Annotated in this window: 25 protein-coding genes; 14 read left to right on the top strand and 11 right to left on the bottom strand. The window is 64.2% G+C overall.

The annotated features are described in order from the left end of the window. Nucleotides 1-133: 133 nt before the first annotated feature. The gene (locus C5B90_RS01430; RefSeq protein WP_115878511.1) at nt 134-685 is read left to right on the top strand and encodes a plastocyanin/azurin family copper-binding protein; all 552 of its coding nucleotides are present in this window, start codon (nt 134-136) and stop codon (nt 683-685) included. A gap of 33 nt (nt 686-718) precedes the next feature. On the opposite strand, the gene C5B90_RS01425 is transcribed toward C5B90_RS01430, so the two are convergent. After that, entirely contained in the window at nt 719-1,516 is a 798-nt protein-coding gene (locus C5B90_RS01425) for an RIO1 family regulatory kinase/ATPase (RefSeq protein ID WP_115878508.1), read from the bottom strand. Nucleotides 1,517-1,555: 39 nt separating this feature from the next. Further along, on the bottom strand, nt 1,556-1,993 hold the full coding sequence (locus C5B90_RS01420) for a universal stress protein (RefSeq protein ID WP_115878505.1): 438 nt from the start codon (nt 1,991-1,993) through the stop codon (nt 1,556-1,558). Between the two features lie 179 nt (nt 1,994-2,172). On the opposite strand from C5B90_RS01420, the gene C5B90_RS01415 reads away from it, so the two are divergent. Continuing rightward, complete coding sequence (locus tag C5B90_RS01415) at nt 2,173-3,315, top strand: acyl-CoA dehydrogenase family protein (RefSeq protein ID WP_115878502.1); 1,143 nt, start codon at nt 2,173-2,175, stop codon at nt 3,313-3,315. Between the two features lie 24 nt (nt 3,316-3,339). Here the strand turns inward: C5B90_RS01415 and C5B90_RS01410 are convergent, their stop codons facing one another. After that, nucleotides 3,340-3,795: a FlaD/FlaE family flagellar protein gene (locus C5B90_RS01410; protein WP_115878499.1), complete on the bottom strand. Its 456-nt coding sequence runs from the start codon at nt 3,793-3,795 to the stop codon at nt 3,340-3,342. 326 nt (nt 3,796-4,121) lie between these two features. On the opposite strand from C5B90_RS01410, the gene C5B90_RS01405 reads away from it, so the two are divergent. After that, nucleotides 4,122-6,248: a histidine kinase N-terminal 7TM domain-containing protein gene (locus C5B90_RS01405; RefSeq protein WP_115878497.1), complete on the top strand. Its 2,127-nt coding sequence runs from the start codon at nt 4,122-4,124 to the stop codon at nt 6,246-6,248. 66 nt (nt 6,249-6,314) lie between these two features. Here the strand turns inward: C5B90_RS01405 and C5B90_RS01400 are convergent, their stop codons facing one another. From C5B90_RS01400 to C5B90_RS01375, 6 genes are all read right to left on the bottom strand, one after another. Continuing rightward, nucleotides 6,315-7,406 (bottom strand): hypothetical protein, encoded by a 1,092-nt coding sequence (locus C5B90_RS01400; protein WP_115878495.1) that lies wholly within the window; start codon nt 7,404-7,406, stop codon nt 6,315-6,317. A 105-nt stretch (nt 7,407-7,511) separates the two neighbouring features. Continuing rightward, nucleotides 7,512-8,057, bottom strand: a complete 546-nt coding sequence (locus C5B90_RS01395; RefSeq protein WP_115878493.1) for a FlaD/FlaE family flagellar protein — start codon at nt 8,055-8,057, stop codon at nt 7,512-7,514. 288 nt (nt 8,058-8,345) lie between these two features. Continuing rightward, nucleotides 8,346-8,855 (bottom strand): chemotaxis protein CheD, encoded by a 510-nt coding sequence (locus C5B90_RS01390; RefSeq protein WP_115878490.1) that lies wholly within the window; start codon nt 8,853-8,855, stop codon nt 8,346-8,348. Between the two features lie 24 nt (nt 8,856-8,879). Beyond that, nucleotides 8,880-10,067: a chemotaxis protein CheC gene (locus C5B90_RS01385; protein WP_115878488.1), complete on the bottom strand. Its 1,188-nt coding sequence runs from the start codon at nt 10,065-10,067 to the stop codon at nt 8,880-8,882. Next, nucleotides 10,064-10,432 (bottom strand): chemotaxis protein CheY, encoded by a 369-nt coding sequence (gene cheY, locus C5B90_RS01380; protein WP_004043735.1) that lies wholly within the window; start codon nt 10,430-10,432, stop codon nt 10,064-10,066. Before cheY ends, C5B90_RS01385 begins: the two co-directional genes overlap by 4 nt. A 150-nt stretch (nt 10,433-10,582) precedes the next feature. Then, nucleotides 10,583-11,248: a hypothetical protein gene (locus C5B90_RS01375; protein WP_115878486.1), complete on the bottom strand. Its 666-nt coding sequence runs from the start codon at nt 11,246-11,248 to the stop codon at nt 10,583-10,585. A gap of 132 nt (nt 11,249-11,380) precedes the next feature. On the opposite strand from C5B90_RS01375, the gene C5B90_RS01370 reads away from it, so the two are divergent. The 3 genes from C5B90_RS01370 to flgA2 all read left to right on the top strand — a co-directional run bounded on the left by C5B90_RS01370 (nt 11,381) and on the right by flgA2 (nt 13,230). Continuing rightward, a complete protein-coding gene (locus C5B90_RS01370; RefSeq protein WP_115878484.1) occupies nt 11,381-11,719 on the top strand; it encodes a helix-turn-helix domain-containing protein in 339 nt (112 codons plus the stop codon). 214 nt (nt 11,720-11,933) lie between these two features. Next, a complete protein-coding gene (gene flgA1, locus C5B90_RS01365) occupies nt 11,934-12,575 on the top strand; it encodes a flagellin A1 (RefSeq protein WP_115878482.1) in 642 nt (213 codons plus the stop codon). A gap of 10 nt (nt 12,576-12,585) precedes the next feature. After that, the gene (gene flgA2 / locus C5B90_RS01360; RefSeq protein ID WP_115878480.1) at nt 12,586-13,230 is read left to right on the top strand and encodes a flagellin A2; all 645 of its coding nucleotides are present in this window, start codon (nt 12,586-12,588) and stop codon (nt 13,228-13,230) included. Nucleotides 13,231-13,591: 361 nt separating this feature from the next. On the opposite strand, the gene C5B90_RS01355 is transcribed toward flgA2, so the two are convergent. Next, the gene (locus C5B90_RS01355; protein WP_004977361.1) at nt 13,592-14,332 is read right to left on the bottom strand and encodes an ATPase domain-containing protein; all 741 of its coding nucleotides are present in this window, start codon (nt 14,330-14,332) and stop codon (nt 13,592-13,594) included. A 309-nt stretch (nt 14,333-14,641) separates the two neighbouring features. Here C5B90_RS01355 and C5B90_RS01350 point away from each other — a divergent pair, with 309 nt between their 5' ends. The 8 genes from C5B90_RS01350 to C5B90_RS01315 all read left to right on the top strand — a co-directional run bounded on the left by C5B90_RS01350 (nt 14,642) and on the right by C5B90_RS01315 (nt 22,681). Then, complete coding sequence (locus tag C5B90_RS01350; RefSeq protein ID WP_199517426.1) at nt 14,642-16,105, top strand: flagella accessory protein C; 1,464 nt, start codon at nt 14,642-14,644, stop codon at nt 16,103-16,105. Continuing rightward, nucleotides 16,089-16,526 (top strand): fla cluster protein FlaF, encoded by a 438-nt coding sequence (locus tag C5B90_RS01345; protein ID WP_115878478.1) that lies wholly within the window; start codon nt 16,089-16,091, stop codon nt 16,524-16,526. The genes C5B90_RS01350 and C5B90_RS01345 overlap by 17 nt, the downstream gene beginning before the upstream one ends. Beyond that, nucleotides 16,527-16,976 carry a CARDB domain-containing protein gene (locus C5B90_RS01340; RefSeq protein WP_050458939.1) on the top strand — a complete coding sequence of 150 codons (450 nt, stop codon included), beginning with the start codon at nt 16,527-16,529 and terminating at the stop codon, nt 16,974-16,976. Further along, nucleotides 16,973-17,722, top strand: a complete 750-nt coding sequence (locus tag C5B90_RS01335; RefSeq protein WP_004970800.1) for an ATPase domain-containing protein — start codon at nt 16,973-16,975, stop codon at nt 17,720-17,722. Before C5B90_RS01340 ends, C5B90_RS01335 begins: the two co-directional genes overlap by 4 nt. Then, nucleotides 17,723-19,387, top strand: a complete 1,665-nt coding sequence (locus tag C5B90_RS01330; RefSeq protein WP_115878475.1) for a type II/IV secretion system ATPase subunit — start codon at nt 17,723-17,725, stop codon at nt 19,385-19,387. Nucleotides 19,388-19,391: 4 nt separating this feature from the next. After that, on the top strand, nt 19,392-21,134 hold the full coding sequence (gene flaJ, locus C5B90_RS01325) for an archaellar assembly protein FlaJ (protein WP_115878473.1): 1,743 nt from the start codon (nt 19,392-19,394) through the stop codon (nt 21,132-21,134). A 95-nt stretch (nt 21,135-21,229) separates the two neighbouring features. Beyond that, nucleotides 21,230-22,243 carry a CheF family chemotaxis protein gene (locus C5B90_RS01320; protein ID WP_199517450.1) on the top strand — a complete coding sequence of 338 codons (1,014 nt, stop codon included), beginning with the start codon at nt 21,230-21,232 and terminating at the stop codon, nt 22,241-22,243. A 75-nt stretch (nt 22,244-22,318) separates the two neighbouring features. Then, the gene (locus C5B90_RS01315) at nt 22,319-22,681 is read left to right on the top strand and encodes a hypothetical protein (RefSeq protein WP_115878468.1); all 363 of its coding nucleotides are present in this window, start codon (nt 22,319-22,321) and stop codon (nt 22,679-22,681) included. A gap of 57 nt (nt 22,682-22,738) precedes the next feature. On the opposite strand, the gene C5B90_RS01310 is transcribed toward C5B90_RS01315, so the two are convergent. Further along, a complete protein-coding gene (locus C5B90_RS01310) occupies nt 22,739-23,605 on the bottom strand; it encodes a CheF family chemotaxis protein (protein WP_115878465.1) in 867 nt (288 codons plus the stop codon).

The raw sequence follows: 23,605 nt of genomic DNA, 5'->3' as shown, positions 1-23,605 counted from the left end.
CGGGCGCGACCCGCGGCCGAACGCTCCCAGAACCGCGTTCCGCCCGCGACCCCTCGCCGTTGTCGGCGAGATGGGGTTCCAATCGGGCGGGATTTGGGACATCGCTTATTCTTCGGGTGGTCCGACCACCGGTATGCGACTCACGAGACGACGAGCCCTTGCCGCTGTGACCGCCGGAATCGGACTGCTCGCCGGCTGTACGGGTGGCGACCAGACGGAGCTACCGAGCGAGGAGACGGAATCGCCCCCGACCGAGACGACGGCGTCGTCTCCGAGTCAAACGGCGACGGCGACATCAACACCGACACCGACAGCGTCGCCGACGCCGACGAGCGAATCACCGGGTTCGACGACCGAACCGGCGTCAGGCGATGCGTCCGGCTCGCTCGTCGTCATGGAAGGTGTCGCCTTCTCACCGATGCGGCTCTCGGTCGAGCCGGGGACGACGGTCACGTGGGAAAACGGGGAGGCGCTTCAACACAACGTCCGCGCGGCGAGTTTCGACGACGCGGCAGCCGATTGGTCGTTTCAGTCCGAGACGGTCGGCCGTGACGGGCGGGTCACCTACCGGTTCGACGACCCCGGCGTCTACCAGTACGACTGCGGTATCCACGGCTCGACGGCGATGTGCGGCGTCGTCGTGGTCGGCGACGCGAGCTACGACGGGACGCTCCCCTGCGAGTGAGTCGGTCGTAGAGACGCAGAGAACCGGAGACAGCTACGCCGCGTGCTTTTCAATCTCGCCTTTGAGCGACGCGGCGTCGAAGTCGTGGTCGGGCCGGATGTTGACGAAGTCGAGGAAGTCGACGGCGTCCAAGAGCGCCTCGACCTCGTAGGAGTCGAGCGCCGCGGCGACGGCCTGCTTGGGGCCGACGAGGGGTTCGAGCGCGGCCAGTCCGCAGGCGAGGTCGTACGCGCGGGCGTCGCGCATCCCCTCGTCGTTGACGTTCGTCGCGTCGATGAAGTAGATGCCGTCCTCGCGAACGAGGACGTTCTCGGCCCTGAGGTCGCCGTGGGCGAGGTGGTTGTCGTGCATCTCCGCGAGCGCCGCGAACAACTCGGGCGCGAGCCGTTCGACTTCCGCTCGCGGGGCGGTGTCGAGCGTGTGGAAGTTCGGCAGATATTCGAGGACGAGGACGCCGAGGCCGTCCACCTCGAACGCCTCGACCGGTGCGGGGGCTTGCAGTCCGATGTCGCGGAGTCGCTTCGTCGCTTCGAGTTCGTGTTCGGCCATCTCTAACGGCGTCCCGAAGTGGCCGAAAAAGCCCTCCGTCCCGCTGGAGAACGCGCCGAGGTTCCGCCCGGTCGTGAACACGGCGTGGACGAGCGAGTTCTGTTTGGAGATGACCTTCACGAACCACTCGTCGTCGACGACCATCGGGGTCGAAAGCCAGTTGTCCGCCTCGAGAAATCGGATGTGGAGGGTGTCGCGGTCGTATCGCCGGGCGAGTTCGCGGGCGACCGTCTCCAGACGCGGCCACCCGAGGCGGCCGCGGACGAGCCGACGGAGGTCCATGCACCCCCGTAAGACGAGGGGCGGCTTAACCTCGTGGGCCTACGACGATTCCTGTCGGACGGTCAACACGGGCGCGTCGGAGCCGCGGACGACCCGCTCGGCGACGCTGCCGATGAGATAGCGGTCGATGCCACTTCGACCGTGAGTTCCCATCACGACGAGGTCGATGTCCCGCTCGTCGGCGTGGCGGATAATCTCGCTCGCGGGGGTGCCCTCGGTGACGACGGTCTCGACCTCGACACCGGCCTCACGGGCTCTCTCGGCGACGCGACCTAACACCTGATCGCCACTTTCGAGGAGCGCCTCGCGGACCCGTTCGAGCGAGAGCGCGGGCGCGGCGTAGCCGACCTCGCGCACGTCCGCGACGTAGAGCGCCACGAGCGTCGCGTCGTAGGTGCGGGCGTGTTCGATTGCGTGGTCCAAGGCGGCGTCCGCACAGTCGCTGCCGTCGGTCGGAAAGAGGATGTGGGAGTACATACGAGAACGTCGGACCGCGGCGCAAAAAGACCCGGACGCCTATTCCCACGCGGTGGGAGCGGACGAGTCGGGGATGGTCGGCCCGAAAGCGGTCGGCCGCCTCCACTTCGCCGCCCGCGAGGCTCAATCCTTCATGGTCGTTCGATTAGTTTATGTCCGCCACGAGGATAGTTGGTCGCATGGACTTCGACATCCCGGCCGAACACCGGATGATTCGTGACACCGTCCGCGAGTTCTGCGAGGAAGAAATCGCGCCCATCGCGCAGGACATCGAGGACGAACACCGGTTCCCCGCGGAGATATTCGACCAGTTGGCCGAGTTGGACGTGATGGGCGTCCCCATCGACGAGGCGTACGGCGGTCTCGGCGGCGACCAACTGATGTACGCTCTCGTCGTGGAAGAACTCGGTCGCGTCTCGGGCGGTATCGGCCTGTCGTACGCCGCCCACGTCAGCCTCGCGTCGAAGCCCATCGAGCTGTTCGGCACCGACGAGCAGAAGGAACGCTGGCTCACGCCGCTGGCGACCGGCGAGTACCTCGGCGGCTGGGCGCTGACCGAACCCGGTTCCGGAAGCGACGCCAGCGACATGGACACCGTCGCAGAGCGGGACGGCGACGGCTACGTCATCAACGGAACGAAGCAGTTCATCACGAACGCGAGCGTCGCCGGCTCCATCCTCGTGAAGGCAGTCACGGACCCCGGCGCGGGCTACGACGGCATCTCGACGTTCATCGTCGACCCGGAGAACGACGACGGCTTCGAGGTGACGACCGAGTGGGACAAGATGGGCCTCAACTGCTCGCCGACCTGCGAGCTCTCCTTCGACGACTGCTGGGTCCCGGAGGACCGACTCCTCGGCGAGGAAGGCGAGGGCTGGAAGCAGACCATGAAGACGCTCGACGGCGGCCGCATCTCCATCGCGGCGCTCTCGGTTGGACTCGCCGAGGGCGCGTACGGTCACGCGAAATCGTACGCCCAAGAGCGCGAGCAGTTCGACCGGCCGATTTCGAAGTTCGACGCCATCCGCGACAAACTCGTTTCGATGCATCGCAAGACCGAGCGCGCGCGACTCCTCACCCACAAGGCGGCGACGCGATACGACGCCGGCGAGCGGGTCAGCCGGGAGTCCGCGCTGGCGAAACTCGACGCCTCGGAGGCCGCCCGCGAGGTCGCCGAGGACGCGGTGCAGGTGCTCGGCGGGTACGGCTACACGACCGATTTCGCCCCCCAGCGGTTCTACCGCGACGCGAAGCTCATGGAAATCGGCGAGGGGACGAGCGAGATTCAACACCTTATCATCGGCCGCGAACTCGGCCTCTGAGCGGCCGCCGAGTTCGACGATGACTCACTCCGACTCGGCCATCGCCGACAGTCGGGCGACGTAGGAGAAACTTCGGACGTGGTCCTCTTCTGTCGGCGCGTCCTCGAAATCCGAGGGGACCGTAAAGGAGACGACCCGCTCGCGAATCGTGTCGTGCGGCTCGTCGCCTATCCAGCCGATATCGCGGTAGTACGACGCCATCTCCAGCGCGCCGCGGCCGCCCAATCGCTCGACGAGGTGGACACACCATTCGAGAAGCACCCGCTCGGCCCGCGGCGTCCGCGGAATCTCGTCGAGAAACGGCTCGCCGTCCGACGTGACCGCCGCGGTCGTCGCGAGGAGACGCTCGTGGGCAACGTCGCTCCACGTCCGATTCGTCGGTGCGTCGACCCAGTCGAACGACCGGTCGCTGGTGTCCCGACGGGGTCCGGGTCCGCTCGGGTCTTCGGCGACGTTGGAACGACGTGACTCGCGCGGCATCTATCCCTGCGTGTGCGTCCATCCGAATTAAGCGTTCGGGCGAACGTCCGAATATCGACAGTTCTACACCGCGCGCGAACCGTCAGCAGTCACCGTGATGTTATCTCTGATAATGTAACCGACTATCCGGTAAATGAGGGCCTTATTGAGGCGTGAGAGGCGCTCGAACCGGCCGCTTGCCTCTCGAACGGAACTGAGTATCATCGTTGATAGAGGGGGCGAACTGCTTAAGTTCAGAAACGGATACACGTTTGATATCGCTCCGATTTGACACTCATCGGAAATAACAGTTCCAGAGGCTCACAGATGCTCACCACGACCAACCCATGACCAGCGTTGGGCAGTTCCCGTACGCGTACGCGCTGTTCGCCGCGGGCATCCTCGCGGGGGTCGTGACGCTCGTCGTCCTCGGTCGGTTCCGACTCTACTCTCGGCGGGTCCGCCTCCCGTTCGCGCTCCTGACGCTCTCCGGGAGTATCTGGGCCACCGCGTACGGCTTCGCCTTTCTCGCGACGACGCCGGGTGCCGAGTTGTTCTACGCCTATCTAGCCTGGGCCGGCGCGGCCGTGGTCCCCACGATATGGCTCATCTTCGCCCTCGTCTACGCCGGCGAGGACCAGCTGCTCACCACCCAGGTGGTCGGCTTCCTCGCCATCGAGCCCGCCGTCGCAATCGCCCTCGCGCTGACGAACAACTCTCACGGACTCCTCGGGTCCTCGCTCGACCTCTGGGCGGCCACCGCACCGGACAACTCCGGCGGAGCCGGTCTGCACCATCTCGTCCCGCTCGGTCCGGAACTCCCCTTTGTCGTACACGTGATTTACGGGTCCGGCGTCGCCCTCACCGGGCTGACCGTCATCGGAAAGACGTACCTCCGGAGTTCGAGCATCCATCGACGACAGGCCGGGTTTCTCGTCGTCGCCGGTCTCATCCCCCTCGCCGCACTCGCTGGTGAGTTCTTTTTCCCGATTCGAATCAACCCGGTCCCCCTCTCTATCGGCGTCAGTTCGGTCGTCGTGCTCTGGGCACTGTTCAGACACCAGCTGTTCGACATCACACCTATCGCCCGCGACGCAATTCTCTCGGAGATGCGGGACGCAGTCGTCGTCCTCGACGAACAGGACCGAATCGTCGAATCGAACGGTGCCGCCTCGGAGCTATTAGAGCGACCGGTGGACGAGTGTATCGGTGAGCCGGTCCTCGAAAGCGTTCGCGTTCCGGCCGAGGTCCGGACGGTTCTGGAGGGTCGAGACAGGGCTGAGGCGGTCGTCGAAGAGGGAGGCACCTGCCGTTACTTCGAGATCCGTTCCGAAGTGGTCGGCGACCAGACGCACGACCGCGCGCTCTTGCTCGTCTTCTACGACGTGACGGAGCGCCGGCACACCGAAGAGGAGTTCCGCGCGCTCATCGAGAACTCCCGGGACGTCATCACCGTCCTCGACGAGGACGGCGAACGGACCTACACGAGCCCCTCGATGACCGAGGTCCTCGGCTATCAGACCGACGCGCTCGTCGGCGAGTCGGTGCTCGACCTCGTCCACCCCGAAGACAGAGACCGGGTCGCAGGCTGCCTCGACGAGGTGATATCCGGCGACTCTCCCGTGCGCTCGGAGTTCAGAATCCGCCACAAAAACGGCATGTGGCGGCGGTTCGAGACGGTCGGCGTGAATCTCCTCGACGACCCCGCCGTCGACGGCGTCGTGTTGAACTCGCGGGACGTGACCAGTCGCCATCGCTACGAACAGCGCCTCCGGGTGCTGAACCGCGTCCTCCGACACGACCTCAGAAACGACATGAACGTCATCCTCGGCCACGCTGACCTCCTCCTCGACGAGCGCATCCCCGCCGAGTCGAAAGACCACGCCCGAACCATAAAGCGGAAGGCGTCGTCGCTGGTCGAACTCGGCGAGCAGACTCGCCACATCGACACGACGTTGACCCGCGGGTCGTCCGGAATCGAACCCGTCGAGGTCGTCGAGCGCATCGAGGCGCAGTTGGACGACATCGAGTCCGATTACCCCGAGGCCATCGTCCACCGGAGCCTCCCCGACGAGGCGTGGGTCTCCGCGGACGACCTCGTCGAATCGGCCATCAAACACCTCATCGACAACGCGCTCGAACACAACGACCGCGTCATTCCGGAAGTCGGCGTCACGGTCGAGCGCAGCGCGACCTCGACCGACTTCGTGGAGATTCGAATCGCCGACAACGGGCCGGGCGTCCCCGACGCCGAGCTCTCCGTCCTCGAATCGGGGACCGAGACGCCGCTCCAACACATCAGCGGACTCGGGCTCTGGTTGGTCCAGTGGATAATCGACCGCTCGAACGGTCAGCTTCGGTTCGCGGAGAACGACCCCAGGGGGACCATCGCAATCGTCGGCCTCCGGAGCGCCGACCGAGCGGTCTCCGTCAGCGACGGCGGAACAGTGGCGACCGAGTCGGAGACGGACTGAGCTACGCAGCGACTGGCCAACTGGACGAGTCACAGAGGAAAACGAGACGACCCGAGAGCCGAGCGTTTAGGCCGCGTCGCGGAGCCGCACCGCGAGCCTGTATGCGCCCTCGGCCGCGGCGGCCACCGGGTCGTCGGGGACGACCACGTTCACCGGGCGGTCGAGTTCCGCGGCGAGACGCGCTTCGAACTCCTCGACTAAGCCGGGGATGCACGCCATCCCTCCGGTGACGACCAGCGGGCGGGCGCGAGCGAGCTGATAGGTCTTCATGTGCGAGTTCGCCAGCCGCGAGAAGAAGTCGCCGAGTTCGGCGACCGCGCTGTCGAGGTAGTCGTCCAGCGGTTCCATCACGCCCCGCTCGACGGTGAACTCGTGTGCGCCCTCGGCCTCGCGTTCGACCGCGTCGGTAAATGGCTCGAAGCCGTCGAAGTCGGCGCGGGTCTCCTTGTACTCGCGGGCGGTGGCGGGGTCGATAGTCACTCGCTCGTCGGTCTCGGCTTCGACCGCCTCGGCGATGCGCTGGTCGACGCGGTCGCCGGACGCCTCCGCAGAGACGAACGGGAGCAACCGCTCTCCGTGTCGGTACGCGCACGCCTCGAGGTTCGTCGCGCCGAGGTTGAGGGCGACGAAGACCTCGTCGACCGCCTCGATTCCGTCGCCGAGCGCCGGAATCGACGCGCACAGCGATTCGGGGACGCCCCGTGCGAGCGCCTCACCGATGCCGCACTCGCCGACCGCGGTGCCGAAGTTGGCGAGGCCGACCTCGTCGTCGACTGTCGGCATCGCGTAGACGACGGCGCTCTCCGCTGGGAGGTCGTGTCGCTCGCAGAGTTCGCGGACGAACCGCTCGAAGCGCTCGGCGTCGCGGGCGGTCGCGGGGACGCCCGAGCGGAGCATGAACTCCCCTCGTTCGGAGGGCTGTCGGAGCGCCTCCCCGCCGTGGCGGCCGCTCCCGTCGCCGGCGAGCGCGCCCTCGTCTTCGTCGTCATCGCCGACGAGGCACGAAGGGAGCCGAACCGTCGTCGCGGCGTCGCCGTCGTCGAAGACGAGCGCGGTCCGGGCGCTCCCGAACTTGACGCCGACGGCCGTCGGCACGCCGCTTTCGTCGGCTTCGTTCGTCGCGTCAGCGCCGTTAGCGGCGGCTCTGTCGTTCGTCATGCGGTATCAACTCGATTCGGACTCGGCGGACGGGTGATGCGCGCAGTCATGGTATACACTCGGTTGTCGGAAGGAGAGACCGTGTTCGAGACCCGGCGGTCGGCGTCACACCATCGAGGAGAGACGGGCGACGTAGACCAGGCTCAGCAGGTGGTCGTCGACGTCGAAGTCGGTCGGTTCGTCGACATCAGCGGAGAAGCCGAGGAGGTAATCCCGGAGCGTCTCCTCGACGTCGGGCGTGACCCAGTCGACCGTCTGATAGTACCGGAGGGCGTCCATCGCCCGCTTGAACCCGCCTTTGAGGACGAGGAACTCGAGCCAGTCGAAGACGACGCGCTCAGCGCCGTACTTGTCCGGAAGCGAGCGGAGGTACGGCTTTTCGACGCCGTCTTCCTCGCCGCGAGACTGGTGGACGAGCAGGTGTTCGAGCTGGCTCGACCGGAGCGCCTCGGACGCCTCCTGTCGGCTCCGGTCGAAAAGCGGGTTGTCGAACCGGAAGGGGCTCCGCTCGTCGAACCGGCCGTCGTCGAAGCGGCTGTCATCGAATCTACCGTCGTCGAAGCGGCCGTCGCCGTTCCGTCTGGGTCGTGGAGCGTCACGAGCGATACGTCGAAGTTCGTCTGGGTCGTATTCGTCCGGGTCCAAGTACATGGGTCACCTCGTTCAGGACGGCACGATTCCCCCCAAGTCCCCCGACTCAGGGCGGCGGAGAGCGCAGAGCGCTGTCCGTGGTGTCACACGCGATATCGCACCGTGTCGGTGAAAGCATTCGAAGGGGGCGACATAAATCTATTCGAGACGCTATCAGAACTGATATCCCCGGTCGAAAACCGAGCCGTCGAGGGCAGTATCGTTGGCGACCCGGCTCGGCGGTCGCGGTCGGGGTTCGACGTGTTCACTCCGGTCGAGAGCCTCGTCGAAATTCGGCAAAAACAGCGCTCAGAGGACGTGGTTGCCGCTTTTTGCGCTCCGAACGCGGAGGTCACCGGTCTCGCTGTCGAGTTCCAACGACCGACCGTGGGAGCCGCCGACGTCCTCGGCGACGACGTCTATACCGAACCCGTCGAGCGTCGCTCGCGTCGCGGCGACGTTTCTATCGCCGATACTGCCGTCACCGTCGGCCGAGGTGAAGTCGAACATGGTGCTCCCCCCAGCGATTTTCGCGACGACGCGGTCGATGTCCGCGCCGGCGGCTCGCATCTCCGAGAGCAGGAGTTCGATGCCGGTGTCGACGAACTTCGCCGGCTCGCTGTCGTCGTCCGCCTCCGGGAGCATCGCGTGTGCGAGACCGGAGACGCGGGTCTCGGAGTCGTACAACGCGACGCCGATACAGGAGCCGAGACCGCTCGTGGTCAGCGTGCTCTCGTCGCCGGAGACGGCGTAGTCGGCGATTCCGACCTTGATTCGACCGGAGCGGGCCGCGGGCGTGTCCGTGGTGTATACTTGCATTGCTGAGGTGCCTCTACGGAGGGTTCACGCGGCGGGCGAGAGTTGCTTGAGCGCCTTGCGCAGTTCCGTCTCGTCGGGGAGCGCGTAGATGTCGCAGGTGAACTCGTCATCGTCCGTCCGGATGGTCGAATCGATGAGGAACGCGTACTCCTGAGACTGCGCGAGGTCGGTCGCGAGGGGGTCGATGATGGCCGACCCGATGTCGTGGACGTGCTTCGGCGGCGAGATGTCGATAGTCGTCTCGAGCGCGTTGGCCCAGCCGTCGAGGAAGCCGGAGGTCGTGATGTTTCCGATCTCTTGAATCGCGCTCTGGCGCATCGCCTCGTCGCCTTCCATGCCCGGCAGAAGGCTGCTCGCAATGTTCTCGGCCGACGGCTCGTCGAAGAGGATAGCGATGTAGCCACTCGGCGTCCCGCTGAACTCCAAGACGACGCCGCGGCGAACCGCGTCGGTCAGAGACATCGGTACCCCTTCGATGGGGACGAAGCTCAGCCGGCTCACCTCGACGGTCGTGTCGATGCCCGTCATCGCCGTGATGTCCTCCGAGGCCTGATTCGCGCCGTCGTTTATCATCTCGGAGAAGGCGGCGAACGACTCGACCGGGAGCGCGCCGTCCTCGCCGCTCGCCTCAACGATGGTCTCGATGGACGAAGCGGTCGGCACCATGTACAGGTCGAACTCGATGGCGTTGTCCGCGGCCTCCAACTGGTTACGGAAGACGAGGACGTGCTCGTCGTCGCCGCCGTTGTCGAAGCCCTCGGCGTCGACGTGGTCGAGCGGGCCGTCGTTTTCGTCGTCGACGTAGGTCGGCGTCGTGATATCGACGGTGGTGTCGAGGTAGTCGGCCCAGCCGTCGATGAAGCCGCCAAGCATGATGTTCGCGACCTCCTTCAGGCTACTCTCGGCGAGTTCGCCCTCGGCGTCGGTGGCGTCGATACCCGGCATCAGCGCGTCGACCAAGCGCTCTGCGGACTCCGGCGAGAACGCCAACACGGTGTGGCCGTCTAAGCCGCCCGAAAAGCCGATATGGACGCTCACGAGGTCGCGTTCGGCGAACTCGTTTTCGACGTCCGCCTTCGTCCCGAGTTCGACCTTGGTGACGTTGACATACGTGTCGATGCCGGCGAGCGTGGTCAGCGAACCCGCGGCTTTCTCCGCGCCCGAGTGGGCGAGCCGACTGAACGTGCGAAGCGACCGGACGTCGAGATTCATGCCTCTGCCTGAATCACGTCGGCGATAGCCTGGAGCACGTTCGGCTTCTGGAACGGTTTCGTGATGTAGCCGTCTGCCCCCGCTTCGACCGCTTCGCGCATCTTCTCTTCCTGTCCGACCGACGTGCACATGATGACCGATGCGCCGGCGTCGAGCGACTTGATTTCGGACGTCGCTTCGATGCCGTTTCGAATCGGCATCACGACGTCCATCGTGACGACATCGGGTTCGAGTTCGCGGTAGAGTTCCACCGCTTCGACCCCGTTTTCGGCCTCGCCGACGACTTCGTGTTCACCCTCGAGGAGCTGTTTGAGGAGGTTCCGCATGAACGCAGAATCGTCCACGACCAGTACCTTGCTTGCCATACCTCCAGATTTCCGAAAATCACACCATAAACCCTTCCTCCCCATTATCAAGGATGATACGGCATCAAACGGGCGATTCACCCGCGTCACATCGTGTCGACCGAAGATTCGGGAGCTCCGGTGTCCGAACCGGGACCTGTCACCGGCGCATCATCGTCGACGCGGCGGGAACGAAGCGCCGGTCTCTTCGACGGCGTCGAGGAGGTCGCCGATGCTGTCGTCGCGTCCGAGTCCGTGTGCAGTTGCGAGCGCTTCGACGGCTCGGCCGGGATAGGTGACCTGCACCTCCGAAGCTAAAAGCAGGATACCGAGCACTTCGTCGCGCGGCGTGTCGGCGCTACCAACGGCGTCGGCGTACCACGAGAGAAACGAGTTGACGACCTCAGTCACGTCGTCGGAGACGGTTTCGTGGCGGGTTACCTCGCCATCGACGAGAGCAGTGGTGACGAGCGCGTGGTCCGCGCTGACCGCCCCGACGCGCTCTGCGAGTAGTCGGCGGGCGAGCACGGCCCGTTTTTTCGGGTCTTTCGGGAGGACGAGTTCGGGAGTCGACGCGTCTTTGTCGCGCTCGCCGTCCTCGTTTTTGTCCTCGGAACCGGGCGGTGTGGCGGCCGCCGCGTCGGACGCTTGACGACCGTCGTCGTCGTCGTCGGCGTCGTCGACCGGCGCGGGCGGCCTGTTTTCTCCCGTCGAGATGACGTACCGGCCCGTGTCGAGCGCCGCGACGTGCTCGTCGCGGCTGATATCCAGGTCCTCCGCCCCGACGACACCCTGTTCCCGTGGGTGATTGGGAGGACGTTCGTCCTCGTCGTCCATCGGCGGATGCTCGGTGCCGTGGCATATAATCCCATCGTCACCGTGCGTGGGGGACTCACTACTATGACTGAGAACGTGGCAGATGGACAACCAACACATTGACAAGCCGCGCGTCCTGATAAATCTCCATCTATGGAGTCTGACAGGACCCTCTCGGCACTGGGGAACGAATACAACCCAGACATCCTCCGTGCCGCGGACGAACCCCACTCGGCACAGGAGTTCAGCGAGATGTTGGATATTCCCATCGCGACCTGTTATCGCCGAATCGAGGAACTGACGGCCGCGGGCCTCCTCGAACTGCACGACCGGGTTCTCTCCGACGAGCATCGACGAACGAACGTCTACCGCCGCGAAGTCGACGAAATCGTCGTCCGGTTCGAAGGCGACGACTACACGGTCAGCGTGACCGAGCGCCCGGAGGTGAAGAACAAACTCGACGACGTGTGGCAGAAGATTACGCAGGACTGAACGGCTCCGGCTCCGGACTCTTTTCTTACGTTTTCTGAGGTGAGTACCTACTAGCGTCTCGCGTGGGCGTGCGAAGAATTTTACTTATCGACGCACCGGTCGTTCGATATCAATCTTGATAGTGAGGGCCGTAGCGTTATGTAGCACCTCTCCAAGTTGACGAGTGACGGTTCCCCGCTCCCCGCTGAGTGTGGGACCAAACCCACGACAACCCATGTTCGAAAACATCAAAGAAGACCGGGGTCAGGTCGGTATCGGGACCCTCATCGTCTTCATTGCGATGGTTCTGGTCGCCGCAATCGCGGCGGGCGTCCTCGTGAATACGGCTGGCTTCCTGCAAGCTACCGCCGAGGACGCTGGACAGCAATCTGTGAACAAGGTCACCAACCGCGTCGACGTCGTCAACGCACACGGGCTGGTCAACCAGTCCGGTGAGGAACGCACGGTCGACCAAGTCTTCCTGACCGTCCGCCTCGCGGCCGGTTCCGGAAGTGTCTCTCTTGAAGACACGACGGTCAAGTACCTGAGTGAGACGACCGCGCGGACGCTCACCTACAACGACACCGTCAACAACGCTGACACCGCAGACCCCGCTAACCTGACGACTGGCAACAACTTCACCGCGGGCGTCCTCGAGGACAGCGACGGTTCGTTCGAGGTCCTCAACGAGCAGTCCGACCGCGCTGAGATCGTCATCAACACCTCGACGGTCGAAGGCTCCTCCGCCAACGGTACGGCGACGGGCCAGACGGTCAAGCTCGACATCACCAGCCGCAACGGTGGTACGACGCAGGTCATCCTGACGATGCCCCAGCAGCTCGCGGGCAAAGACAACAACGACCCCATCGCGCTCTAAGGAGATTCATATGTTCAACAACATTACTGACGACGACCGCGGTCAGGTCGGTATCGGCACGCTCATCGTCTTCATCGCGATGGTTCTGGTCGCCGCAATCGCGGCGGGTGTCCTCGTGAACACGGCTGGCTTCCTGCAGGCGACTGCCGAAGACGCCGGTGAGCAGTCCGTGAACAAGGTCACCAACCGCGTCGAAGTCCTCAACACGCACGGGACGGTCGGCGGCGAGGCGGACATCGACAACATCACGCTCACCGTTCGTCTGGCGGCCGGCTCGGACGCGGTGGACATGAACGAAACCTCGATTAAGTACCTCAGCGGTGACAGCGTCGAGACTCTGACTAACCAGACGCAGTACGACGGCGACGGGACGGAACCGAACCCCGACGCCGATGAGTTCGGTCTCACCGAGGTCACCGACGACGACAGCTCGTTCGGTGTTCTCAACAGCATGAACGACCGCTACGAGGTCAAGATCGACACCGCCGCCATCGAGGACAGCAACGGTGACGAGACCGACCTCGTCGGCGGCCTCTCGACGGGCGAGCAGGTCACCCTCGAAATCACTTCCCGCACGGGTGGCACGACGCAGGTCATCCTGACGATGCCCCAGCAGCTCGCGGGCAAGACGCAGGGCGAACCGGTCGAACTGTAACCCGACTTCACGCTTTCCGTTCATTTTATCGACCTCGACCGCCGAGCGGCTGCGCTGTCGTGTATCAGTAGTACACCGCGCACACAGACGCAATTGGACTGAAACGGCCGCCCTCGGACGCCGGCATCGCGGTACGCCGGCATCGACGATGCTCGCTCGAGAGACGACTATCACGGCCGACACGGCCGAGTCGAGAGGCCCAGGGAGGCGAGGCGAAGCGAGCCGTCAGTAGCGACATGACCCCGGACAAAGTTGACGAGCGCGGCTCGCAGTCCGCGTTGGGTCGATGTCAGAACGGTTGATTCGGCGAAGATAGAAAGAGAACGTCGGGACCGAGGTCGCTCGCCGCCGAGTCCGCGCGTTATTCGGTCTCTTCGCCGAACCACGGCGGGGATTCGCCGACCATGGAGAACCCGGCCGCCTGCTCGTATATCTTGATGCCGCCCTGTGCGATTTCCAGCGGGAACATCGAGTTCTTGATGCTCTGCTTGCGCATCTTCGCCACCCAGACGTAGCGGTTGCTCGTCGCGCCCGCGGGGCTCTGGATGAGATAGATGTTCCCGTCGGTCAGGAAGTTCTCGAGGCCGATGTCGGTCTCGGGGAAGATGGCCGACTGCTCGGTGGTCAGAAGCGAGGTGAGGCCGCTGTCCTTCAGGATGTCGATGAACTTCAGCAGGTACTGGCGCTGTTCTTTCTCGTCGTCGAAAAACAGCTGGAACATCGTCAGCGAGTCGAGGACGAGTCGGTCGTAGTTGGTGTCCTGGAGGTCGCCGAGGATGCGGTCGAGCGTCGTCGAGAAGTCACCGTCGCGGAGGAGCGTCCGCTTGTCGTAAACCTTGATATCTCCGGACTCGACGTACTCGTGCCAGCGGTCGAAGCCGATGGACTCGGCCGCCTCGCGGATGTCGTCTTCGGTCTCCTCGAAGGTGAGATACAGGCCGCCTTCGTCGAACTGGTCGACGCCGTTGTAGAGGTACTGGAGGCCGAGGATACTCTTTCCCGTCCCCGGGTTTCCGCTGATGAGCACCGCGGCGTTCTTGACGATACCGCCGTTCAGGATGGAATCGAGTCCTTCGACACCGGTCTTGACTAGTTCTGTCATGATTGTGTTGAAACGTGTGTTGGCTGTCGGAAGAACGTCCGTGCCGACGCCGGATAATTCTTCTTACCGCCGCTACGGCGCCGTCTGACTTTTATTACATACTTGGTGGGCGAAAATTCCGAACGTCTAAAATATCGCTACTGATAACGGGACGGGAACTTTCTTGTACCGACTTACGTACCTTGCACCAATGTTACCTGCTCCCCCGAGTCCGTCGGACCTCCCCGGCCGGTCCGCCGCTCGGCCGGGTGACAGGCCGTCGCTCGAACGAATCGCCTCGCAGACGGTGCGGAGGTGCTCGCCGCGAGCATGATGGAGTGGCAGAACGACGAAGACACGGCCGACGCCGGGGACGAAACGGAGACGGAAGGACAACACATGTCATCAGACGATGGACTTGGATTCGAGGAGGGGATAGACGACCTCTCCGACGAGTTTGGTGACTTCGGCGACGACCTCGACGACGGATTCGACGACGACGACGAATTCGGCGGATTCGGCGACGACAACAGCGAGGAACTCGCAGAGCTCGAAGATCGCATCGGCGAACTCGAGAACGAAGTAAGCGCCATCTCGTCGGGGATGAACACCGTCCGCGAAGAGAACAAACAGATCGGTGAGACCGTCGAAGAGCTCGACGACACGATTCGCAAACTACTCGACATCTACGAGATGGTCACCCGCGGCATCAACCCGTTCGTCGACGACGCCCGCGAGATGGGTGGCCTCGACGGCGGTGGCGGGTCGTTCGGTCTCTTCGAGGCGGAAGCCGAGGACGAAGAGCACCTCGACCCAGAGGTGGCGAACGCCGACGCGGAGTCGTTCTTCGACGACGACTTCGGCGAACTTGACGCCGAGGAGGGTGCGAAAGAAGCGGAACTCGCCGCGGAGGACGAACTCGTTGAAGCGGAACGCGAGAGCCCCGCGGACGTGCTCGATGACGACGACGAGACCGACGAGACCGACGACTCGGGCGGCGCGGGCGGCGCGAGCTTCGACGACCTCAAAGAACAGTACGAGGAGGGCGGCGGCTGGGACGAAGAAGCGGAAGAGGAGGCCGACGAGGCCGACGACCTCGCCGACGCCACCGACGACCTCGCCGACGCCACCGACGACCTCGAAGACGCGGAAGAAGAAGCGGCGTTCGACGACACCGAGTCGGTCGAACCCGAGGTCGAGGCCGACGAGGACGAAGACGACTTCTCGGTCGAGGAGGCGCTTGACGCCGACCCGGCCGACGAAGCGTCCGAGCCCGAAGCTGAACCGGAGCCAGCGGTCGAAGACGCCGACGGCGACGTTCGCAAGACGCTCGACGAACTGGAGGCCGAGTACGCCACCGCGGCGATGGCCAAAGACGAGTTGTCTGACGACGAAGCCGACGAGGACGACTCGGCCGCCGAACCCGAGCTGTCTCCGACGGTCGAAGAGTCAGACGCCTATCTGACGAGCCTCCCGTCGAACTACGTCTCCGAGGTGCTCGTCCTCGAATGGGCTGAACACCTCGTCGCTGTCGGTGGCGCGCTTGGCGCGTCGCGCGCGCTTCGCCAGTATCGGGAGCAGGACTGGATATCGCGCGCCGTCGAGAGCGAACTGAACGCCCACGTCGGGCAGATAGCGCCGTCGGTCGAAGATGCCGACGACCACGAACTCCGCATCGACGACCACCAGACGAGTCTCGCGTACGTCTGTCGCCTCGCGGAGGACGTTCCGCGGGGACAACTGTACGACGAGTTAGTCGCCTACGGGAGGAGATTCGATGGGATTCGGTGTTAGCGGCTCGACCGCCGTTATCTTCCTCGGCGTCCTCGTCGCCACGGGGACGCTGTACACAGCGACGTCCAACGCGTCGGAGAACGTGCTCGAAGCGCAGGACGCCGACGCGGAGCGGGCGCTCGAACGGACGAACACGGACATCGCCGTCACGAACGCGACCTACGACGCGGGCAACGAGAGCCTCACCGTGAACCTGACGAACGTCGGCTCGGAGACGCTCTCGGTGAGCGAGACGACCTTGCTCGTCGACAACACGTACGTCGACGTGCCGGCGGCCAACGCGACTGTCGACGGCGACACCGGGACGGACCTCTGGTACGCCGGCGAGAACCTCTCGCTCGTCGTCGATGCCGACCCCACGCCCGAGCGCGTGAAGGTCGTCACCGGGAGCGGCGTCGCCGCCACGGAGGCGGTGAGCTAGATGGCCGACATCTCCGTTCCGAGCCTCATCCTATTCATCGCCAGCATCGTCGTCGCCGCCGGCGTCTCGGGCGTCCTCATCGACACCGTGACCGGCATCAGCAGTTCGCTCGACGAGCGCGGCGGAGACGTGAGTACAGAAATCAGAACCGACATCGAAGTCATAAGCGACCCGCAGGCGGGCGTCTACGACGGCGCGAACGACAACCTCTCCGTGTACGTCAAGAACACCGGCCTCAGGACGCTCCCGGCGACCAGCGGCGGCTTCGACATCATCGTCGGCGGACAGTATCAGACCAACGTCACGGTGAACGTCGTCGACGGCACCGAGTGGCGGCCGAGCAACGTCATCGAACTCACGGTGACGGACATCGCGTTGAGCTCGGGCGACTACCGGATGACCGTCGTCGTCGACGGTGACGAAGAGGTGTTCGAATTCCGCGTATCATGAGCAGTCAATTCTCTCTCGGGCTATCCGGGCACGACCGTCTCGAAAAGGAACTCGGCGGCGGCATCCCCAAGGGTGCAATCGTCCTCATCGAAGGGGATTACGGCGCCGGAAAAAGCGTGCTGTCGCAGCGATTCAGCTACGGCTTCTGCGACGAGGAAACGGTGGTGACGCTCGTCTCGACCGAGTTGGGCGTCCGCGGCTTCCTCGACCAGATGCACTCGCTTTCGTACGACATCGTCAAGCATCTGCTCGACGAGCGAATCCTGTTCCTCCAGGCAGAAATCGACAGCAGCGGCGCGCTCTCCGGCGGTAGCAGCCAGAAGGAGCGCAAGCAGCTCCTCCGCCGGCTGATGGACGCCGAGACGCTCTGGGACGCCGATGTCATCATCATCGACACGTTCGACGCCATCCTGCGCAACGACCCGCAGTTCGAGGCGCTGGTCCGGCAGAACGACGAGCGGCAGGCCGCCCTCGAAATCATCTCGTTTTTCCGCGAGCTGACGACGAAGGGCAAGACCATCATCATCACCGTCGACCCGTCGTCGGTCGACGAGGGCTCCATCGGCCCGTTCCGCTCTATCGCCGACGTCTACTTCGAACTGGAGATGGTGGAGGTCGGAAACGACGTTCGCCGGAACATCTTCGTGAAGCGTTTCGCGGGGATGGGCCAGCAGGTTGGCGACCGCGTCGGCTTCTCCGTCCGGTCGGGTATCGGACTCGTCATCGAGTCGAGGAGCGTGGCGTAGATGGCGACCGAACACGGCTCCGCCAGGCTGTCGGACGACCTCAAGCGCCTCGCGATGCAGTGGCCGCACCTGCGGGACCACCTCAAGCGGTTCCGTCAGATCACCGGCGAGTTCCCGATGCTCGTCGACGAGCCGGGCGACTACGAGTCCCGGCGTCCGAACATCATCTACCCGCTGGGCGGCCCCGTGTTCTGCCAGATATACGGCAACTTCGGCGAGACGACGAAGTACTACACCATCGAACCCGAGATGGACGACGACGAACTCGAGGTGTTCGGCCGGGTCAAGGACAAACTGCTCGAACGCAGCGTCTCGAAGCCGGCCCCCGAAGAAAGCGCCGACTACGAAGAGCGCATCGAGGAGTTGCTCGCCGAAATCGTCCACATCGAGGGCGACGACCGCGGGCCGCTCGGCTCGGTTGCCAAGCGACTCGACGTGGCCGGCATCGAGGTCTCACAGACGACCTACGACAAGATACAGTACCGGCTCGTCCGCGACATCGTCGGCCTCGGGCCGCTCGAACCCATCATGCGCGACCCGGAGAACGAGGACATTCACGTTATCGGCCCCAGCCAGGTCGACGTCGACCACGGGACGTTCGGCCTGCTGGAGACGAGCGTCGAGTTCGACAGCACGGAGCAGTTCGATAACTGGCTCCGCAACATGGGTGAGCGTATCGGCGACCCCGTCTCCGACGCCCACCCCATCGTGGACTCCACGCTCCCCGACGGCTCGCGTATCAACATCATCTACTCCGACGACGTGTCGCTGAAGGGGTCGTCGCTCACCATCCGTCAGGGCGACGACGTGCCGCTTTCGGTGTTCCAAATCGCAAAGTGGGGGACGCTCTCGCCCGAACTGGCCGCGTACCTCTGGATCGCGCTGGAGAACGAGCGAACCATCTTCGTGGTCGGCGAGACGGCGTCGGGGAAGACGACGACGCTCAACGCCATCCTCTCGTTCATCCCGCAGGACTCGAAGATTTACACCGCGGAGGACACCGCCGAGGTGCTCCCGCCGCACGACACGTGGCAGCAGCTCCTCACCCGTGAGGGCCGCGGCTCCGACTCCGAAGTCGACATGTTCGACCTCGTCGCGGCCGCGCTCCGTTCCCGCCCCGACTACATCATCGTCGGGGAGGTCCGTGGCGAGGAGGGACGCATGGCGTTCCAGGCGGCCCAGACCGGCCACCCGGTGATGCTCACGTTCCACGCATCCGACATCGTCTCGATGATTCAGCGTTTCACCGGCGACCCCATCAACGTCCCCGAGACGTTCATGGACAACTGCGACATCGCGCTGTTCCAGAACCGCGTCCGCCGGGGCAACGACATCCTTCGTCGGGTGACGAGCGTCCAGGAAATCGAGGGCTACTCGAAGGAGATGGGCGGCGTCGTCACCCGCGAGGCGTTCTACTGGGACCCCGTCCAAGACGAGATCATCTTCCAGGGGATGAACAACTCCTTCATCATGGAACAGAAGGTCGCGACGCTCCTCGGCTACGACGACACGCGGAAGATATACGACGACATCCAGTTCCGCGCCGAGCTCGTCCGCCGGGCGATTCAGGAGAACGTCCTCGGCTACCACGAAGTGAACGAACTCATCGAGGACTACCAGCGCGACGGCGTCGAGGGACTGCCGTTCGACATGGCGAGGGTGTAGCGAGATGTCAGGGGAACAGAGCGCGTCGATGCAGGCGGTGCAGGTTCGGGACTTCGTCAGCGACATCATCGAGTCCTACGAGAAGATGCCGATGGCGCTTCCGCGGTACCTGCTCGCGGTGCTCGGCCCCGCCATCGTGTTCTTCATCCTCTCTGTGGCCGGCGCCATCGCGCTCCCGCTTCCCCTCCTCGTCCGCATTCCCGTGTTCCTCCTCGGCGTGTTGCTGTTGGGTGGGGCCGTCCTCTACCCGCGGCTCCTCGTCGAGCAGACGCGCCGCAGTCTGGAGAACCAACTCCACCTCCTCATCACGCACATGACCGTGCTTTCGACGACGAACATCGACCGCGTCGCCGTGTTTCGAACGCTCGCGCGCGAGGAGGAGTACGGCGAGCTAGCGACCGAGATGAACCGCATCGTCCAACTGGTCGACGCGTGGAACCAGTCGCTCGACGACGCCTGTCAGCGCCGGGCACGAGAGGTTCCGTCGAAGCCCCTCGCGGACTTCCTCGACAGGCTCGCGTACTCCATCAACGCCGGCCAGAGCATCGACGACTTCCTCCTGGGCGAGCAGAACGCGATGATTCAGAAGTACATCACCGTCTACGAGAGCGCGCTGGGGAACCTGGAGGTCATGAAGGACCTCTATCTCTCGATGATTCTGTCGATGACCTTCGCCATCATCAACGCCATCGTTCTCCCCATCCTGACGGGGACCGACGCGACGATGACCATCGGCGCGGTCATCGTGCTCTTCGTCTTCGTGCAGTTGGGGTTCTACTTCGTCATCCGGACCATGTCGCCGTACGACCCGCTGTGGTTCCACCAGCGCGAGTACCGGACGAAGGCGGACCGGCAGATAGACATCACGCTGTACGGCGCGGTCGGCCTCTCTATCACGATGGTGCTCGTGCTCGCGTTGGGCACGTTCAACCTGACCATCGTCGGCGAGACGGTCCGGCCCATCATGATGGAACTCCCGATTCCGCTCCTCATCTCGACGCCGCTGACCCCGCTGGCGGTCCCCGGCATCGTCGCGCGCCGCCACGAGAAACGCATCGGCGAGCGCGACGAGGAGTACCCCGGCTTCATCCGCGCGCTCGGGGCGTCCGAGACGGCGAAACAGAGCACGACCACGGCCGTCTTGGAGACGCTAAAGACGAAGGACTTCGGCGTCCTCTCGCGGGAGATATCGCGGCTGTACACGCGGCTTCGGATGCGGCTCGACCCCGACCGGTCGTGGTTCTTCTTCACCGCGGAGACGAACTCCTATCTCGTCCAGAAGTTCTCCGAGATGTACAACGTCGGCCGGTCGATGGGTGGCAAACCGAAGCTCCTCGGCGAGCTCATCAGCCGCAACATGAACGAGATAATCAAGCTCCGCCGCCAGCGGAAGCAGTCGACCGTCACGCTCATCGGCGTCCTCTACGGCATCACGGCCTCCGCGTCGTTCGCGTTCTTCATCGGGCTGGAAGTCGTCGAGATTCTCGCGTCGTTCTCGACGCAGATGAACCTCGACAGCCTCCAGTTCGGGACGCTCATCTACGCCGGCGTCTACGACGTGCCCTTCATCGAGTACATGCTGACGCTCATCATCCTGTTCAACGCCCTCCTGTCGTCGCTCATGATTCGGATGGTCGACGGCGGGCACAAGGCGAACGCGTACCTCCATTTCGTGATGCTCGTCTGGGTGGGCTCCCTGATGGCGGTCGCCACCTCGTCGCTCGCAGGAGCGCTGATTAGTATATGACTGAAGACGGACAACAGACCCGAGATTCGATGCCAGACGCGGCAGGTGAACAGACCGCACAAGAGGCCCGTTCCCGCGCGCCTGAAGGGGGTGACGTGGCGAAAAGCGACCTTCTGCAGGCGTACCGCCGGAAGAAGTCCGAGCCGTCCGACGAACGCGAGGAACAAGAGCGGGAGCGCTCGAAGAGACAGACGGAAAAGCGGACCAGCGACGGCGAGTCAATCGTCGTCGACTTCGTCGCCAACTTCGTCGCCGGCGGCAACGCCTCGTTCGAACCCGTCAAGGGCCGCGTCCTGATGAGCCAGCGGCGACTCATCCTCGCCACTTCGAAGGCCAAGACCGTCATCCCCATCACCTCCATCTTCGATATCGCCGTCGGGCAGGTCCCACCGGAGGTCGAGGAGTTCTTCGACTACACGGTGATGGTTGGCTACATCATCGGCCGCCAGCGCCGGACGACCGTCATCGGCGGCGACCGCGAGACCATCGAGAAGTTCTCGCTGTTGCTGTTCCGTGCGGCGCTCAACGGCTCGCGAGCGCAGGTCACCCACCCGGCCCGCATCGGCGGGCGCGTCCTCGACACGGAGCGACAACCCTCCGGGCTCCACCTCGACTACGAGGCCGTCACGTTCCCCGACGACGACGGCCCACTCACGGAGAACGGCGACCCGTTCCACATCGACCTCGCGAGCGTCATCTTCTTCGAGGTGCTCGAACGGACCGTCGACGGCGAAAAGCGGCTGGTGCTTTCGGTCCAGCACGTCAAGCAGGGCCAGACGGTCACCTCCGAGATAACGCTCGACTCGCGGCGGAAGATGAACATCCTCGGGCGCTACCTCCGACTCGTCTACCACTGGATAAAGTCCGGCGTCCGCAACGTCGAGGTCACGGAACAGGGCCTCGAAGTCCTCGTCGGACTGTACTCCGCCGGCGAGATGGCCGCGGAGGTCGACTTCAGCGAACTCCTCGGCGTCGAAGAGGAAGTCCTCGACGCGGAACTGGAGAAACTCCACGAGGAGGAACTCATCGGCGACGACGAGCTTCCGACCTCGCTGACGCCGCAAGGGCGGTTCGTCGTCAACGAGGAAATCGAAGACGTGAACGTCTGAATCTGTTTTTTCTGGCGGAACCGGGGCCGTCCGGTGGTTACGAAGAACTATCATCTGGGCAACTAATTTGCACCCATGCGGACGCGGACCTCGGCGCTCGTCGGACTGGGAATCGGAAGCGCAGTCAGCTACTCCTTCGGCTTCCGACACGGCGACGCGTTGGTCGGCGTCACCCTGCTTCTCACGTACACAATTGCGGGCTTCGGATTCGTTGCCTTTCCCGCGTACCGCTGGCGGGGGTCCGGGCCGAACGACCACTTCTGGTACAGCATAGTCGGCGTCCTGAGCGCTCTTTTACCAATCCTCGCGATTCATGGCCTAGACCTCGAACCCGGAGAGCGCGTGCGGGGAATCGTTCTCTTGGCCGGGGTCTGGTTGGGAGGCGTCTACGGCGGAATCGCGCTCGAACGGGCCTCTCAGCGCGCGAGCGACGACTGACAAGCGCGACGCGTCGCTCTCCGTCCGGTGACTGCGCCGCGAAAAACCGAGTGCTGACTACTGTTCGTTGATTGCGTCGGAGGCGATGCTGCGGCCGCGAGCGTTGAGTTGCACCTCGTGGCGCACGCGAATCTCCTCGACGACGTTGTGGTCGATGAGTCGCTGAAAGAGTTCCTCGACCTCGTCCACGTCGAGGCCGAGGAAGTTCGGGATGTCGAACGGCGAGACGCCGGAGTACAGCGCCGTGAGGACCTGTTTGTCCGTTTCGCTCAGTTCGATAGAGGTCTCCGAAAGCTCCTCGCCCTCGCGGAGGAGCGTGTAGAGGAAACTGACGGCGCGGTCGGAGCCGGAGATGTACGTCTGGAGGCTCGTCCCTTCGTCGTCGGAGTGTTCGACCTCGATGACGCTCCGGTGTTCGTCGACGATGGTCCGCTCGCCGGTCTTCACGTCGCCGATGTCGTCGAGCCGTATCTCGACGAACTTGCCGCCGACGGTCGCCATGCTCACGGCCTCGTCTTCGACTTTGAGCCGGGACTTCTCCCACTCGGTGTTCTGGACGACGCCGCCGGCGACCGCGGGATGTCGTGCGAGGAACTGCTCGGTGTTGAGGAGCGCCCCGAAGAAGTCCGTCTCGAACTCGTCGTAGTCGACGGGTGCGAGCAGGACAACGCCCGACGGGATGTGGACGCTGAAGTAGTCGGAGACAGTCGCGATGCGCTGGTTCACGTCGTACCGGCCGCCGAACTCCTCTATCTTCGAGAGCTGAATCGTTCGCTTGCCGCCCGTGCCCGCGAGGATGAGTCGTCTGTTCGAAAGCAGGATTCGGCCGCTCGTCCAGTCGACGTCGTGAATCTCCCGGCCGTTCTTGATGACTTGGAGGAACCGCCCGCGGGTGTCTCCGAGTTTTTGCTCACCGGGCTTCAT

The organism is Haloferax sp. Atlit-12N (assembly GCF_003383095.1).
Classification (GTDB): Archaea; Halobacteriota; Halobacteria; order Halobacteriales; family Haloferacaceae; genus Haloferax.
The sequence above is the reverse complement of the archived record's forward strand: the minus strand, read 5'-3'. Positions and strand labels throughout refer to the sequence as shown.

Excerpts from the sequence above, each read along its gene's own strand:
- C5B90_RS01430 (WP_115878511.1), top strand. The coding sequence starts at position 134 with ATGCGACTCACGAGACGACGAGCCCTTGCCGCTGTGACCGCCGGAATC.
- C5B90_RS01425 (WP_115878508.1), bottom strand. The coding sequence starts at position 1,516 with ATGGACCTCCGTCGGCTCGTCCGCGGCCGCCTCGGGTGGCCGCGTCTG.
- C5B90_RS01420 (WP_115878505.1), bottom strand. The coding sequence starts at position 1,993 with ATGTACTCCCACATCCTCTTTCCGACCGACGGCAGCGACTGTGCGGAC.
- C5B90_RS01415 (WP_115878502.1), top strand. The coding sequence starts at position 2,173 with ATGGACTTCGACATCCCGGCCGAACACCGGATGATTCGTGACACCGTC.
- C5B90_RS01410 (WP_115878499.1), bottom strand. The coding sequence starts at position 3,795 with ATGCCGCGCGAGTCACGTCGTTCCAACGTCGCCGAAGACCCGAGCGGA.
- C5B90_RS01405 (WP_115878497.1), top strand. The coding sequence starts at position 4,122 with ATGACCAGCGTTGGGCAGTTCCCGTACGCGTACGCGCTGTTCGCCGCG.
- C5B90_RS01400 (WP_115878495.1), bottom strand. The coding sequence starts at position 7,406 with ATGACGAACGACAGAGCCGCCGCTAACGGCGCTGACGCGACGAACGAA.
- C5B90_RS01395 (WP_115878493.1), bottom strand. The coding sequence starts at position 8,057 with ATGTACTTGGACCCGGACGAATACGACCCAGACGAACTTCGACGTATC.
- C5B90_RS01390 (WP_115878490.1), bottom strand. The coding sequence starts at position 8,855 with ATGCAAGTATACACCACGGACACGCCCGCGGCCCGCTCCGGTCGAATC.
- C5B90_RS01385 (WP_115878488.1), bottom strand. The coding sequence starts at position 10,067 with ATGAATCTCGACGTCCGGTCGCTTCGCACGTTCAGTCGGCTCGCCCAC.
- cheY (WP_004043735.1), bottom strand. The coding sequence starts at position 10,432 with ATGGCAAGCAAGGTACTGGTCGTGGACGATTCTGCGTTCATGCGGAAC.
- C5B90_RS01375 (WP_115878486.1), bottom strand. The coding sequence starts at position 11,248 with ATGGACGACGAGGACGAACGTCCTCCCAATCACCCACGGGAACAGGGT.
- C5B90_RS01370 (WP_115878484.1), top strand. The coding sequence starts at position 11,381 with ATGGAGTCTGACAGGACCCTCTCGGCACTGGGGAACGAATACAACCCA.
- flgA1 (WP_115878482.1), top strand. The coding sequence starts at position 11,934 with ATGTTCGAAAACATCAAAGAAGACCGGGGTCAGGTCGGTATCGGGACC.
- flgA2 (WP_115878480.1), top strand. The coding sequence starts at position 12,586 with ATGTTCAACAACATTACTGACGACGACCGCGGTCAGGTCGGTATCGGC.
- C5B90_RS01355 (WP_004977361.1), bottom strand. The coding sequence starts at position 14,332 with ATGACAGAACTAGTCAAGACCGGTGTCGAAGGACTCGATTCCATCCTG.
- C5B90_RS01350 (WP_199517426.1), top strand. The coding sequence starts at position 14,642 with ATGATGGAGTGGCAGAACGACGAAGACACGGCCGACGCCGGGGACGAA.
- C5B90_RS01345 (WP_115878478.1), top strand. The coding sequence starts at position 16,089 with ATGGGATTCGGTGTTAGCGGCTCGACCGCCGTTATCTTCCTCGGCGTC.
- C5B90_RS01340 (WP_050458939.1), top strand. The coding sequence starts at position 16,527 with ATGGCCGACATCTCCGTTCCGAGCCTCATCCTATTCATCGCCAGCATC.
- C5B90_RS01335 (WP_004970800.1), top strand. The coding sequence starts at position 16,973 with ATGAGCAGTCAATTCTCTCTCGGGCTATCCGGGCACGACCGTCTCGAA.
- C5B90_RS01330 (WP_115878475.1), top strand. The coding sequence starts at position 17,723 with ATGGCGACCGAACACGGCTCCGCCAGGCTGTCGGACGACCTCAAGCGC.
- flaJ (WP_115878473.1), top strand. The coding sequence starts at position 19,392 with ATGTCAGGGGAACAGAGCGCGTCGATGCAGGCGGTGCAGGTTCGGGAC.
- C5B90_RS01315 (WP_115878468.1), top strand. The coding sequence starts at position 22,319 with ATGCGGACGCGGACCTCGGCGCTCGTCGGACTGGGAATCGGAAGCGCA.
- C5B90_RS01310 (WP_115878465.1), bottom strand. The coding sequence starts at position 23,605 with ATGAAGCCCGGTGAGCAAAAACTCGGAGACACCCGCGGGCGGTTCCTC.